This window comes from Dehalobacter sp. MCB1 (genome assembly GCF_003590275.1).
Classification (GTDB): domain Bacteria; phylum Bacillota; class Desulfitobacteriia; order Desulfitobacteriales; family Syntrophobotulaceae; genus Dehalobacter.
Map to the genome: position 1 here is coordinate 47572 of NZ_LXPC01000009.1, position 12109 is coordinate 59680.

Consider the following 12109-nt stretch of genomic DNA (forward strand, 5'->3'; position numbering starts at 1 on the left):
GAGAGCATTTTAAAATGCTTGATGAATCTATAAAAAAAGCGCAAAGAGTTGTGGTTGGTTTTAAACAAACCAGTCGGGCGCTGGAGAAAGGCGAAGTCGGCAGTGTTTATCTTGCCAAGGATGCAGACCAAAAGCTTCTTCGCCCGATCCTGGAGACGTGTACTGTCAGACAAATTGAAATCAAGGAAGTTCCTACGATGACTGAATTGGGTAAAGCCTGTGGTATTAAAGTGGGTGCTGCAGTTGCAGCCATTCTGAATGACTAGGGTTCCTATAAGCAGCTTTCTTGGTTGCCAAAAACCATTTGATTTTTGTAGAATGATTATTACAGGAAGGAGGTGCAGTTATGCCGACAATTCACCAGCTTATCCGCAAAGGGAGAGAAAAAGTTATTACAAAATCGACCGCTCCTGCTCTTCAATGGGGACATAATTCGTTGAAACGCAAGGATTTTCCTTCGGGTGGTTCTCCGCAAAAGAGAGGGGTATGTACGAGAGTGTATACCACAACACCTAAAAAACCAAATTCTGCTCTGAGAAAGGTAGCGCGTGTCCGCCTGACCAATGGCATCGAAATAACCACGTATATCCCTGGAATTGGCCATAACCTTCAGGAACACTCCGTAGTTCTGGTTCGTGGGGGCCGTGTTAAGGATCTTCCGGGCGTACGTTATCATATCGTTCGTGGGGCATTGGATACAACCGGTGTTCAAAACCGTAGTCAGGCTCGTTCCAAGTATGGGGCCAAGAGACCTAAGAAAAAATAAGGTGCTAAGCATCGTTGCCTAAAATATGTTATATTTTAGCTGCACTCCAATTTTATTGCAGTTTTTTTAGGAAGGAGGAATACAGTTGCCCAGAAAAGGTTATATTGCGAAAAGAGAGATCCTGCCGGATCCAATCTATAAGAATAAGACCGTTACAAAATTTATTAACCAGATCATGCTTGACGGCAAAAAAGGTGTTGCTGAATCGAATTGCTATAATGCCTTTCAGATTATTCAAGATAAGACCGGTAAAGATCCTATTGAAGTATTTGAGACAGCATTAAAAAATGTTATGCCTGTATTAGAAGTCAAAGCACGCAGAGTCGGTGGTGCCAACTATCAGGTGCCGATCGAAGTACGTGCGGATCGTCGTCTGACTCTTGGCCTGCGCTGGCTGGTTGAGTATGCCCGTAAAAGGGGAGAGAAAACCATTCAGGAAAAACTGGCCGGAGAACTGATGGATGCTGCCAACAATACTGGCGGTTCTTATAAGAAAAAAGAAGATACCCATAAAATGGCCGAAGCAAACAAGGCTTTTGCCCATTATCGCTGGTAATCACAATAATTTAAAGCTTGGGGTTACTTTAGAGTTTATTTTATCTAGATAGAAAGGCTGATAATAAGTGGCAAGGCAAGTTCCCTTGGAGAAGACTCGGAATATCGGCATCATGGCGCATATTGATGCTGGAAAGACCACAACTACAGAGCGCATCTTATTTTACACTGGCCGTGTTCATAAAATCGGTGAAGTGCATGATGGTGCTGCCACGATGGATTGGATGGTTCAAGAGCAGGAGCGTGGGATTACCATTACTTCTGCAGCTACCACCTGTCAATGGAAAGGGCACAATGTTAATATTATTGACACACCCGGGCACGTTGATTTTACTGTTGAGGTTGAGCGCTCTCTGCGTGTGCTGGACGGTGCTGTAGCGGTGTTCTGTTCAGTTGGTGGTGTTGAGCCTCAGTCGGAAACAGTTTGGCGCCAGGCCGACAAATACGGTGTACCTCGTATCGCTTATATAAATAAGATGGACAGAGTCGGTGCAGATTTTTTCCGTGGAGTTTCCATGATCGTTGACCGCCTGGGATCAAATCCCGTTCCTATTCAGCTTCCAATTGGAACTGAAGACAAATTTAGCGGGATTGTGGATTTGGTTACCATGAAAGCAACAGTATACACAGATGATCTCGGAACAGCAAGTGATGTTTCCGATATCCCTACAGATATGATGGAATTGGCGCAGGAATACCGCGAAAAATTGCTGGAAGCTGTTTCAGATGTCGATGAAGAATTGATGATGAAATATCTGGAGGGCGCAGAGATTTCCGAACAAGAAATCAAGCAGGCAGTCCGCAAAGGCACGATTAGCTTAAAATTCATTCCGGTTTTATGCGGATCATCCTTCAAGAACAAAGGGGTTCAGCCTTTGCTTGATGCGGTCGTCGATTATATGCCGTCTCCTCTTGATGTGCCGGCCATCCAGGGTGTCAATCCGGATAGCGGTGAGGAAGACGTACGTCATTCCGATGACAACGCACCTTTTTCGGCATTGGCATTTAAAATTATGTCGGATCCTTATGTTGGGAAATTGACCTTCTTCCGCGTTTATTCCGGAACGCTCAGCGCGGGTTCCTATATTATGAACTCGACTAAGGGCAAGAAGGAGAGAATTGGCCGTATTCTTCGGATGCACGCCAATCACCGCGAAGATGTCGATGAAGTCCGTGCTGGGGATATCGCTGCAGCTGTCGGCATCAAAGATGTCAGCACAGGGGATACGTTATGCGATGAGAAAAACCGCGTTATTTTGGAATCAATGGTATTCCCCGAACCAGTTATTCATATTGCAATTGAACCTAAAACGAAGGCTGACCAGGAAAAGCTTGGTGGATCACTCGCGAAGCTTGCTGAAGAAGATCCTACCTTTAAGATGCGTACGGATGAAGAAACCGGACAAACCATTATTTCAGGGATGGGAGAACTTCACCTGGAAATCATTGTTGACAGGCTGATGCGAGAGTTTAAAGTTGACTGTAATGTGGGTCGTCCACAGGTAGCGTATAAGGAAACGATCCGCAAGCATGTCAAAGCAGAAGGAAAATATGTTCGGCAGTCTGGTGGACGTGGGCAGTATGGCCACTGCTGGGTTGAATTCGAACCGCTCGAACAGGGCACTGGCTTTGTATTTGAAAGCAAAATCGTTGGTGGTGTTATTCCTAAGGAATATATCTCGCCAATCGGTGCTGGTATCGAAGAAGCCCTTCAAAATGGTATCCTGGCCGGGTATCCGGTTCTGGATATCAAGGCGACTGTCGTTGACGGATCCTACCATGATGTCGACTCATCTGAAATGGCCTTCAAAATTGCCGGTTCAATGGCTTTCAAAGCAGCGGCTGCTAAAGCAGACCCCGCAATTCTGGAGCCGATGATGAAAGTAGAAGTCACCGTACCGGAAGAATATATGGGCGATGTTATCGGAGATTTGAACTCGCGCAGAGGTAGAATTGAAGGTATGGAAGCTCGTTCGGGTGCCCAAATCATTCGCGGTTTTGTGCCACTTTCGGAGATGTTCGGTTATGCGACAGAGCTCCGTTCCCGTACTCAGGGCAGGGGCGTATATTCAATGCAGTTTGATCACTATGAGGAAGTGCCCAAAAATATTGCCGAAGGTATTATTGCCAAGCGGCAGGGGGCTTAAGATAAAAATTAACTGCAAAAAAATAACATTTTAAATTTATTTAAGGAGTGAAACTTAAATGGGTAAACAAAAATTTGACCGTTCCAAACCCCACGTTAACGTAGGTACTATCGGCCACGTTGACCATGGTAAGACAACAACGACTGCTGCAATTACATTTGTTCTGTCTAAGGTCGGCGGTGCTGTTGCGACTGCATTTGACCAGATCGACAAAGCACCTGAAGAGCGTGAACGCGGAATTACGATTTCTACCGCTCACGTTGAGTATGAAACTGCTAACCGTCACTATGCGCATGTTGACTGCCCAGGCCATGCAGACTATGTTAAAAACATGATCACTGGTGCTGCTCAGATGGACGGTGCCATCCTGGTTGTATCCGCTGCTGACGGCCCGATGCCCCAGACGCGTGAACACATTCTGCTTGCCCGTCAGGTAGGTGTGCCTTACATCGTTGTATGGCTGAACAAAGTTGACATGGTTGATGATCCTGAACTTCTCGAACTGGTTGAAATGGAAGTTCGTGAATTGTTAAGCGAATATGAATTTCCTGGCGATGATATCCCTGTTATTCCCGGTTCGGGACTCAAAGCTCTGGAGTGCGGATGCGGACAGAGAGACTGCGAATGGTGCGGCAGGATCTGGAATCTGATGGATGCTGTTGACAGCTATATTCCTCAGCCGGAGCGTGCTGTAGACAAACCGTTCCTGATGCCTGTAGAAGATGTCTTCACGATCACTGGTCGTGGTACTGTTGCTACCGGCCGTGTAGAGCGTGGCGTTCTTAAAGTGGGCGATGAAATTGAAATTGTTGGTCTTAACGAGAAACCTCGCAAGAGCGTTTGCACAGGTGTTGAAATGTTTCGTAAGCTGCTTGACCAGGCTCAAGCTGGTGACAACATCGGTGCACTGCTTCGCGGTGTTGAGCGTAAAGACATCGAGCGCGGACAGGTTCTGGCTAAACCCGGAAGCATCAAACCGCATACAAAGTTTAGCGGTGAAGTATATATTTTGAGTAAAGAAGAAGGCGGACGTCATACTCCTTTCTTTAACAATTACCGTCCTCAGTTTTACTTCAGAACAACTGACGTTACCGGCGTGATCAAACTTCCGGAAGGTACAGAAATGATTATGCCTGGCGACCGTGTATCAATTGAATGTGAACTGATTACTCCGATTGCTATGGAAGAAGGACTCCGCTTCGCTATCCGTGAAGGTGGACGTACCGTTGGATCCGGCGTCGTAGCCAAAGTTGTCGAATAATTTACTAGTTGATATTTGGGGAAGCTGCCAGAAGATGTCTGCGCAGCTTCCCAACGTCCACGGATGGACTAGTGTCGCGGTGCCATGGACGGCAAGGAGCGGCCAACGTCCACGGATGGATGTTCTCTACGCAAAAGGTTGCTGTCTTCGGTGACTCCGCCGCAAGACAGGGAATTTTTGCGCCAATAGCCTTGTTTAACAGGCGATATTTTTAGGAGGTAAAGAAATGAACCAAAAGATTAGAATCCGGCTGAAGGCCTTTGACCACAAAACGCTTGATCAGTCGGCAGAAAGAATTGTTGATACCGCAAAAAGAACCGGTGCAAGCGTAAATGGCCCGATACCCCTTCCGACAGAAAAGAGTATTTACACCATTTTGCGTTCGCCGCATGTCAACAAGGATTCCCGCGAACAGTTTGAAATGAGAACGCACAAGAGATTGATCGATATTATTGATCCCACCTCCAAAACAGTGGATGCACTGATGAGACTGGATCTGCCTTCTGGTGTAGATATCGAAATTAAATTATAATTAGAGTCTGGCGTTTTTCTGGAATATGTGGTAAAATAGATATGTTTGTGACACGAAACACCCGGAGGTGTGGAACACTTTTGGGGTAAGTGTTGCTAAACGCATATAATATATTAATTGACTACACTCTCGTGCCCCGTTTCAGACGGTGCACTTCAAAGTGTACAGGAGGTGGCGTCGTGTCTAGAGGAATTCTGGGTAAAAAAGTGGGTATGACCCAAATTTTTGCAGAAGACGGAAAAGTGATTCCGGTGACTGTTGTTCAGGCCGGTCCTTGTTATGTCCTGCAGAAAAAAACTGAAGCTTCAGACGGTTATAACGCAATTCAGGTTGGTTTTGATGAGAAAAGAGAAAATCTTGCAATCAAGCCTGAAAAAGGTCATTTCAGAAAATCCGGTGTCAAATTTATGCGCTTTATTAAGGAGTTCAGGACTGCTGAGGTAGATTCCTTTGAAGTTGGTCAGGAAATCAAAGCGGATATCTTCGTAGCCGGTGACAAAGTTGATGTAGTTGGAACTTCCAAAGGTAAGGGTTTTGCTGGTATGCATAAGCGTCATGGAGCTCGTCGCGGACCCATGGGTCATGGATCAAAGTATCATCATCGTACAGGTTCCATGGGCGCGAAAGGGCCGGCTCGTGTTTTCAAGGGAAGAAATTTACCTGGACGGATGGGTGGAGAAAGAGTTACGGTTCAAAACCTTGAAGTTGTAAGGGTTGATACTGATAAAAACTACATCCTTATTCGGGGATGCGTACCTGGTGCTAAAAAAAGCCTGCTGATACTGAAAGAATCGGTTAAAGCGAAATAATCCGTAAGGAAAGGAGGATAAAGCAATGCCTAAGGTACAGGTTGTAAATATGCAAGGATCTCCGGTTGGAGAAATGGAATTAAATGAAACGATATTTGGAATAGAGCCCAATACCCATGTTATGCATTCCGCTGTTGTAGCCCAGCTGGCAAACGCCAGAGTCGGCACCCATTCTACATTAGGTCGGAGCGAAGTCAGAGGTGGCGGTCGCAAGCCTTGGAAACAAAAAGGAACAGGTCGGGCCAGAGCTGGCACCATCCGTTCACCGCTCTGGAGAGGCGGCGGCATCGTATTCGGGCCAAAACCGAGAGACTATAGTAAAAAGCTTCCTAAGAAAGTGAAGAGACTGGCTTTGTGCTCAGCACTTTCCAGCAAAGTGATTGACAACAGCCTGATCGTAATTGATCAAATCAGCTTTGAGCAGCCAAAAACCAAAGAAATGGTTAAACTTCTGGAAGCTCTGAAAATTGATAAAAAAGCGCTTCTCGTTGTGGAGAACAATGACGATAATAACGTTCTGGTCTCTGCGCGCAACATACAGGGAGTGCTTACCTCAAGAGCAGATGCCTTAAATGTTGTAGATCTTTTAAAATATGATTTTGTGATATTTACCAAGGCGGCTGTGATGAAGACTGAGGAGGTGCTGAGCAATGCGTGATGCTCGTGACGTGCTGATTCGCCCGGTCATTTCTGAAAAATCGGTCGGATTGGTAGAGGAAAATAAATACTCCTTCTGGGTTAGCACTGCGGCTAATAAGATTGAAATCAAATCAGCTGTAGAGAAAATGTTCAAAGTTAAAGTTGATGACGTTCGCACCATGAAGGTTAAAGGAAAAGAAAAACGCCAGGGCCGTTATTCAGGTATGACACCTACCAGGAAGAAAGCTATTGTAACCCTGAAGGCCGGCGACAAAATTGAAGGATTTGCAGGTCTGTAGTTTTAAGGCAAAGGAGGTAGAAAAAAATGCCAATTAGATCGTACAAACCAACATCTCCGGGACGCAGACAGATGACTGTACTGAATTTCGATGAGATTACCAGGAATGAGCCTGAACGTTCCCTTATCGCCCCCTTGCGCAAGAAGGGTGGAAGGAATAATGAAGGACGTCTGACAGTTCGTCATCAAGGCGGCGGCCACAAGAGACGTTATCGTCTGATAGATTTTAAAAGAATTAAAGATGGCGTTCCTGCCAAGGTTGCTAGCATTGAATATGATCCGAACCGTTCTGCTAACATCGCTCTTCTAAACTATGCTGACGGCTTTAAAAGTTACATTATTGCTCCCAATGGACTTAAGGTGGGCCAGGAAATTGTAAGTGGCGAACAAGCTGATATCAAAACCGGCAATACGTTAAAGCTTAAGAATATCCCGGTCGGAACACTGATCCATAATATTGAGATGAAACCCGGCAAAGGCGGTCAGTTAGTCCGGTCAGCCGGCGGATCAGCTCAGTTGATGGCCAAAGAAGGCAGTTATGCAACACTCAGACTCCCGTCGGGAGAAATGAGAATGATCCACATTGAGTGCCGGGCCACGATTGGCCAGGTCGGAAACCTGGATTTTGAAAACGTGACAATCGGTAAAGCTGGAAGATCCCGTTGGCTCGGGATTCGTCCGACAGTCCGCGGTTCAGTCATGAACCCGTGTGATCACCCCCATGGCGGTGGTGAAGGACGTAACCCGATTGGACGTAATCCTGTCACTCCTTGGGGTAAACCAGCCCTCGGCGCCAAGACTAGGAAAAAGAAGAACCAAAGCAATAAGTTTATTGTCAAGCGTAGAGATAAGAAGTAAGCGAAAGGAGACCTCATAATGGGCAGATCTCTAAAAAAGGGACCTTATGTCAGCGCTCGTTTGTTAGAACGGGTGGAAGATATGAATAAAAACGGCGAGAAGAGAGTATTGAAGACTTGGTCCAGACGATCCACCATTTTCCCACAGATGATTGGTCATACAATTGCCGTCCATGACGGACGCAAGCATGTACCTGTTTATATTACAGAAGATATGGTCGGGCACAAACTTGGTGAATTTGCATTGACCCGGACTTTCAAAGGACATGCCGGAAGTGAAAAATCGAGCGGCTTACGCTAGTTGAGAGGAGGTAAAGAAAAATGGAAACAAAAGCAGTTGCTAAATTTATCCGTATCTCTCCTCGCAAGGTGCGCCTGGTTGTAGATCTGATTCGCGGCAAGAAAGTTGAAGAAGCGATGGCGATCTTGAAATTTACGCCGAATATATCTGCTGAACCGGTTGGCAAGGTGTTGAAGTCAGCAGTAGCAAACGCGGAACACAACCTGGAAATGAGTCCGGATGATCTGTATGTTACCAAAGTATTTGTTGATCAGGGACCAACCTTAAAGCGTATCATGCCTCGGGCGCAAGGAAGAGCTGACAGGATCCGTAAACGGACCAGTCACATTACCGTTGTCGTCGGGGATAAGAAGGAGGAATAGGCAAAGCATGGGTCAAAAAGTTAACCCCAAAGGTCTTCGTATTGGCATTATCCGTTCGTGGGAAGGCCGCTGGTATGCTGATAAGAACTACAGGGAGCTCCTCCACGAAGACTTAAAAATTCGTAAATTTGTAACCGACAAACTCCAACAAGCTGGAGTTCCTAAAGTTGAAATAGAGCGCGCTGCAAACAGGGTCAAAGTATCTGTTCATGCTGCAAAACCTGGGATTGTAATCGGTCGCGGCGGCGCTGAAGTTGAAAACCTGCGCAAGGCATTGGAAACAATGACCGGCAAACAGGTTGCAGTTAATATTGTTGAAATCAAGAAGCCTGAACTGGATGCCAAGCTGGTGGCTGACAGTGTCGCTCAGCAGCTTGAAAAACGCATTTCCTTCCGGAGAGCGATGAAACAGACTGTAGGCCGTACCATGCGTGCAGGTGCCCAGGGAATCAAAATTTCATGCAGCGGACGTCTGGGTGGAGCTGAAATTGCCCGTACAGAATGGTATAACGAGGGAAAAGTTCCTCTTCATACCCTACGGGCAGACATTGACTATGGATTTTCCGAAGCCAATACAACGTATGGCAAAATTGGCGTAAAAGTATGGATTTACCGTGGAGAAGTTCTTCCGACCAAGAAGTCCGTTCAGGAGGAAGGAGGATTATAAAATGTTAGTACCAACCAGAGTAAAGCATCGTAAACAACATCGTCCGAGTCTTAAAGGAAAGGCTCAGAGAGGTACTAAAGTAGTTTACGGTGAATATGGATTGATGGCGCTCGAGAATGCCTGGGTCACCAACCGGCAGATTGAGGCAGCTCGTATCGCAATGACGCGTTACATTAAGCGTGGCGGCAAAGTATGGATCAATATCTTTCCTGATAGGCCGATCACGGCAAAGCCGGCTGAGACTAGAATGGGTAGTGGTAAAGGTACTCCGGAATACTGGATTGCTGTTATCAAACCCAACAGAGTCATGTTCGAACTTGCAGGTATTCCCGAGGAAGTTGCCCGTGAAGCCTTAAGACTTGCAGCTCATAAACTTCCGATTAAATGCAAGTTTGTCCGCAAAGAGGATCAGGCTGAAGAACAGGTTGGAGGTGGCGCAGATGGCGAAGAATAAGAATTTCCGTGATATGACCGATGAAGAGCTCCTGAAACAGATTGACGGACTCAAAACGGAATTATTCAATTTGCGTTTCCAATTAGCTACAGGACAACTTGATAACCCGATGCGGATCAAAGAGGTTCGTAAAGGGATCGCGAGAGGCAAAACCATTCTCCGTGAGCGCGAGCTCAAACGTGCTTAAGGTAGGAAAGGAGGCAAAAACATTGGAAAGAACAATGCGCAAAACGCAATATGGCAAAGTTGTCAGCGATAAAATGGATAAAACGATTGTTGTTGCAATTGAAACCAGAAAAAAACATCCAATCTATCATAAAACAGTAAAGGTTACCAAAAAATACAAGGCGCATGATGAGAATAACGAGGCTAGATTAGGGGATACCGTCCTGATTATGGAGACCAGACCGTTAAGCAAAGAAAAAAACTGGAGACTGGTCAAAGTTGTTGAAAAAGCGGTTATTCTCTAAGCCGAGGAAATATCAAGCAGCTAAGAAAGGAGGTTCCGCCCAATGATTCAGGCTGAATCAACCCTTAAAGTGGGAGATAATACCGGAGCAAAAAAACTTTTATGTATCCGTGTGTTGGGTGGTTCTAAACGTCGTTACGCAACAATTGGTGATGTCATCGTTGCTGCGGTTAAAGAAGCAACACCAGGCGGCGTTGTCAAAAAAGGTGATGTTGTCAAAGCTGTTGTTGTCCGTACTACCAAAGAAATTAAAAGACCAGACGGTTCATATATCCGATTTTCCGAAAATGCAGCAGTCATTATTAAAGATGACAAAAGTCCGAAAGGCACACGTATTTTTGGACCCGTTGCCCGTGAACTGAGAGAAAAGGATTACATGAAAATCGTTTCGCTGGCACCGGAAGTACTATAGAAAAAACCGGACGGAGGTGAAGTTATAATGTCCGCCGAAAGAACAAAAGTAAACGTCAGAAAAGGCGATATGGTCATGGTAATAACCGGCAAGGATGCCGGAAAAAAAGGCAAGGTTCTTGAGGTTCTTCCCCAGAAGAGCAGAGTCGTAGTCGAGAAGGTCAACATTGTAAAGAAACATCAGAAACCGACCAAAGATATGCCTCAGGGTGGAATTGTCGATAAAGAAGCTCCGATTCACAGCTCCAATGTGATGTTGTTTTGTACAGAATGTAATTCTGTCACCAGGAAAAGTATGAAGATTACTGGAGAAGGTAAAGTGAGAGTCTGCAAGAATTGCGGACACAATTTGCCGGAAGAAAATAAGAAGTAATTCTGGAAGGGAGGTACTCTGGTGGCTCGCTTAAGAGATTATTATAAAAATGAGATAACCCCGGCTCTGCAGAAGAAATTTGATTATAAAAATATTATGCAAACACCGCGTCTGGAAAAAGTGGTTATCAATATAGGCCTGGGAGAAGCCATTCAAAATCCGAAAGCCATTGATTCTGCTGTAGATGATCTCATGACGATTACGGGTCAAAAACCGGTCGTAACACGGGCGAAGAAGTCGATTGCAGCGTTTAAGCTTCGTGCAGGCATGCCAATTGGTGTGAAGGTTACTTTAAGAGGTGACCGGATGTATGAGTTTGTTGACAGGCTGCTGAATGTAGCGCTTCCTCGCGTCAGAGATTTTCAGGGAGTGTCCGCTAAGGCTTTTGACGGCAGAGGCAATTATACCCTCGGTATCAAAGAGCAGTTGATATTCCCGGAAATCAACTTTGACAAAATTGATAAAATTAGAGGAATGGATATCGTCTTTGTGACAACGGCGAACACTGATGAAGAAGCAAAGGAACTGCTTAAAGCATTCAGAATGCCGTTTAAGGACTAGATATGAAGGAGGCTTAAGATATGGCCAAGACGTCAATGATTGTTCGTCACCAACCAAAATATTCTGTACGCGTGCATAACCGCTGCAAGATCTGTGGCCGTCCGCACGCTTACATGAGAAAATTTGGAATATGCAGGATATGCTTCAGAGAACTGGCTTATAAAGGCGAGCTGCCTGGTGTAACCAAGGCTAGTTGGTAAGCATTATTGGAGAAAGGGGGAAATAAAAGTGTCAATAACATCAGATCCTATCGCCGATTTCCTGACACGGATCCGGAATGCCGGGATGGTTTACCACGATAAAGTTGAAATACCTGCTTCAAGCATTAAGAAGGCTCTGGCCGAACTATTGAAACAGGAAGGCTTTATCAAGGATTATGAATATATTGATGACAATAAACAGGGGGTCTTGAGACTATACCTTAAGTACGGCCCTAACCGGGAAAGAGTCATCACCGGCTTGAAACGTATCAGCCGCCCCGGCTTAAGAGTTTATGCGAAAAAAGACCAGATTCCTAAAGTCTTAGGAGGTCTGGGCGTTGCTGTGATATCTACCTCCAAAGGCATCATGCCTGACAGACAGGCACGCAATGAAGGTTTAGGTGGAGAAGTTATCTGCTATATTTGGTAAAGGATGGAGGTGTAGAA

Annotated in this window: 21 protein-coding genes; all 21 read left to right on the forward strand. The window is 45.6% G+C overall.

Annotated features, from left to right (window positions below):
- The first annotated feature begins 14 nt into the window (after nt 1-14).
- The 21 genes from A7K50_RS05665 (at nt 15) to rpsH (ending at nt 12092) form a co-directional block, all read left to right on the forward strand.
- The gene (locus A7K50_RS05665; RefSeq protein WP_020491313.1) at nt 15-266 is read left to right on the forward strand and encodes a ribosomal L7Ae/L30e/S12e/Gadd45 family protein; all 252 of its coding nucleotides are present in this window, start codon (nt 15-17) and stop codon (nt 264-266) included.
- An 80-nt stretch (nt 267-346) separates the two neighbouring features.
- Nucleotides 347-766 carry a 30S ribosomal protein S12 gene (rpsL, locus tag A7K50_RS05670; RefSeq protein ID WP_020491312.1) on the forward strand — a complete coding sequence of 140 codons (420 nt, stop codon included), beginning with the start codon at nt 347-349 and terminating at the stop codon, nt 764-766.
- A gap of 85 nt (nt 767-851) precedes the next feature.
- Nucleotides 852-1322, forward strand: coding sequence for a 30S ribosomal protein S7 (gene rpsG, locus A7K50_RS05675; protein ID WP_020491311.1), 471 nt, complete (start codon nt 852-854; stop codon nt 1320-1322).
- Nucleotides 1323-1389: 67 nt separating this feature from the next.
- Entirely contained in the window at nt 1390-3468 is a 2079-nt protein-coding gene (gene fusA, locus A7K50_RS05680; RefSeq protein WP_020491310.1) for an elongation factor G, read from the forward strand.
- Between the two features lie 58 nt (nt 3469-3526).
- Nucleotides 3527-4729, forward strand: a complete 1203-nt coding sequence (gene tuf, locus A7K50_RS05685) for an elongation factor Tu (RefSeq protein ID WP_020491309.1) — start codon at nt 3527-3529, stop codon at nt 4727-4729.
- 226 nt (nt 4730-4955) lie between these two features.
- Nucleotides 4956-5261 carry a 30S ribosomal protein S10 gene (rpsJ, locus tag A7K50_RS05690; protein ID WP_015043943.1) on the forward strand — a complete coding sequence of 102 codons (306 nt, stop codon included), beginning with the start codon at nt 4956-4958 and terminating at the stop codon, nt 5259-5261.
- 179 nt (nt 5262-5440) lie between these two features.
- Nucleotides 5441-6070, forward strand: coding sequence for a 50S ribosomal protein L3 (rplC, locus tag A7K50_RS05695; RefSeq protein WP_119774975.1), 630 nt, complete (start codon nt 5441-5443; stop codon nt 6068-6070).
- Between the two features lie 25 nt (nt 6071-6095).
- Nucleotides 6096-6728, forward strand: coding sequence for a 50S ribosomal protein L4 (gene rplD, locus A7K50_RS05700; RefSeq protein ID WP_020491307.1), 633 nt, complete (start codon nt 6096-6098; stop codon nt 6726-6728).
- Nucleotides 6721-7008 carry a 50S ribosomal protein L23 gene (gene rplW, locus A7K50_RS05705; protein WP_015043940.1) on the forward strand — a complete coding sequence of 96 codons (288 nt, stop codon included), beginning with the start codon at nt 6721-6723 and terminating at the stop codon, nt 7006-7008. The genes rplD and rplW overlap by 8 nt, the downstream gene beginning before the upstream one ends.
- A 26-nt stretch (nt 7009-7034) precedes the next feature.
- Nucleotides 7035-7865 (forward strand): 50S ribosomal protein L2, encoded by an 831-nt coding sequence (gene rplB, locus A7K50_RS05710; RefSeq protein WP_026156237.1) that lies wholly within the window; start codon nt 7035-7037, stop codon nt 7863-7865.
- A gap of 18 nt (nt 7866-7883) precedes the next feature.
- Nucleotides 7884-8165 carry a 30S ribosomal protein S19 gene (rpsS, locus tag A7K50_RS05715; protein WP_015043938.1) on the forward strand — a complete coding sequence of 94 codons (282 nt, stop codon included), beginning with the start codon at nt 7884-7886 and terminating at the stop codon, nt 8163-8165.
- 20 nt (nt 8166-8185) lie between these two features.
- Entirely contained in the window at nt 8186-8527 is a 342-nt protein-coding gene (gene rplV / locus A7K50_RS05720) for a 50S ribosomal protein L22 (protein ID WP_019225211.1), read from the forward strand.
- A 7-nt stretch (nt 8528-8534) separates the two neighbouring features.
- Nucleotides 8535-9194, forward strand: a complete 660-nt coding sequence (gene rpsC / locus A7K50_RS05725; protein ID WP_020491305.1) for a 30S ribosomal protein S3 — start codon at nt 8535-8537, stop codon at nt 9192-9194.
- A gap of 1 nt (nt 9195) precedes the next feature.
- Entirely contained in the window at nt 9196-9648 is a 453-nt protein-coding gene (gene rplP, locus A7K50_RS05730; RefSeq protein WP_020491304.1) for a 50S ribosomal protein L16, read from the forward strand.
- Nucleotides 9635-9835: a 50S ribosomal protein L29 gene (rpmC, locus tag A7K50_RS05735; RefSeq protein ID WP_020491303.1), complete on the forward strand. Its 201-nt coding sequence runs from the start codon at nt 9635-9637 to the stop codon at nt 9833-9835. Before rplP ends, rpmC begins: the two co-directional genes overlap by 14 nt.
- Before the next feature lie 22 nt (nt 9836-9857).
- Nucleotides 9858-10118 carry a 30S ribosomal protein S17 gene (gene rpsQ / locus A7K50_RS05740; protein WP_015043933.1) on the forward strand — a complete coding sequence of 87 codons (261 nt, stop codon included), beginning with the start codon at nt 9858-9860 and terminating at the stop codon, nt 10116-10118.
- Nucleotides 10119-10160: 42 nt separating this feature from the next.
- Entirely contained in the window at nt 10161-10529 is a 369-nt protein-coding gene (rplN, locus tag A7K50_RS05745; RefSeq protein WP_020491301.1) for a 50S ribosomal protein L14, read from the forward strand.
- 27 nt (nt 10530-10556) lie between these two features.
- Nucleotides 10557-10901 carry a 50S ribosomal protein L24 gene (rplX, locus tag A7K50_RS05750; protein WP_034382017.1) on the forward strand — a complete coding sequence of 115 codons (345 nt, stop codon included), beginning with the start codon at nt 10557-10559 and terminating at the stop codon, nt 10899-10901.
- A 21-nt stretch (nt 10902-10922) separates the two neighbouring features.
- Nucleotides 10923-11462 carry a 50S ribosomal protein L5 gene (gene rplE, locus A7K50_RS05755; RefSeq protein WP_015043930.1) on the forward strand — a complete coding sequence of 180 codons (540 nt, stop codon included), beginning with the start codon at nt 10923-10925 and terminating at the stop codon, nt 11460-11462.
- Nucleotides 11463-11482: 20 nt separating this feature from the next.
- A complete protein-coding gene (locus A7K50_RS05760; RefSeq protein ID WP_015043929.1) occupies nt 11483-11662 on the forward strand; it encodes a type Z 30S ribosomal protein S14 in 180 nt (59 codons plus the stop codon).
- 28 nt (nt 11663-11690) lie between these two features.
- A complete protein-coding gene (gene rpsH, locus A7K50_RS05765; protein ID WP_020491299.1) occupies nt 11691-12092 on the forward strand; it encodes a 30S ribosomal protein S8 in 402 nt (133 codons plus the stop codon).
- The last annotated feature ends 17 nt before the right edge of the window (nt 12093-12109 follow it).

Excerpts from the sequence above, each read along its gene's own strand:
- rplX (WP_034382017.1), top strand. The coding sequence starts at position 10,557 with ATGTCCGCCGAAAGAACAAAAGTAAACGTCAGAAAAGGCGATATGGTC.
- rpsC (WP_020491305.1), top strand. The coding sequence starts at position 8,535 with ATGGGTCAAAAAGTTAACCCCAAAGGTCTTCGTATTGGCATTATCCGT.
- rplV (WP_019225211.1), top strand. The coding sequence starts at position 8,186 with ATGGAAACAAAAGCAGTTGCTAAATTTATCCGTATCTCTCCTCGCAAG.
- A7K50_RS05760 (WP_015043929.1), top strand. The coding sequence starts at position 11,483 with ATGGCCAAGACGTCAATGATTGTTCGTCACCAACCAAAATATTCTGTA.
- rplD (WP_020491307.1), top strand. The coding sequence starts at position 6,096 with ATGCCTAAGGTACAGGTTGTAAATATGCAAGGATCTCCGGTTGGAGAA.
- rplP (WP_020491304.1), top strand. The coding sequence starts at position 9,196 with ATGTTAGTACCAACCAGAGTAAAGCATCGTAAACAACATCGTCCGAGT.
- rpmC (WP_020491303.1), top strand. The coding sequence starts at position 9,635 with ATGGCGAAGAATAAGAATTTCCGTGATATGACCGATGAAGAGCTCCTG.
- rplN (WP_020491301.1), top strand. The coding sequence starts at position 10,161 with ATGATTCAGGCTGAATCAACCCTTAAAGTGGGAGATAATACCGGAGCA.
- rpsS (WP_015043938.1), top strand. The coding sequence starts at position 7,884 with ATGGGCAGATCTCTAAAAAAGGGACCTTATGTCAGCGCTCGTTTGTTA.
- A7K50_RS05665 (WP_020491313.1), top strand. The coding sequence starts at position 15 with ATGCTTGATGAATCTATAAAAAAAGCGCAAAGAGTTGTGGTTGGTTTT.
- rpsJ (WP_015043943.1), top strand. The coding sequence starts at position 4,956 with ATGAACCAAAAGATTAGAATCCGGCTGAAGGCCTTTGACCACAAAACG.
- rplB (WP_026156237.1), top strand. The coding sequence starts at position 7,035 with ATGCCAATTAGATCGTACAAACCAACATCTCCGGGACGCAGACAGATG.
- rpsL (WP_020491312.1), top strand. The coding sequence starts at position 347 with ATGCCGACAATTCACCAGCTTATCCGCAAAGGGAGAGAAAAAGTTATT.
- tuf (WP_020491309.1), top strand. The coding sequence starts at position 3,527 with ATGGGTAAACAAAAATTTGACCGTTCCAAACCCCACGTTAACGTAGGT.
- rplW (WP_015043940.1), top strand. The coding sequence starts at position 6,721 with ATGCGTGATGCTCGTGACGTGCTGATTCGCCCGGTCATTTCTGAAAAA.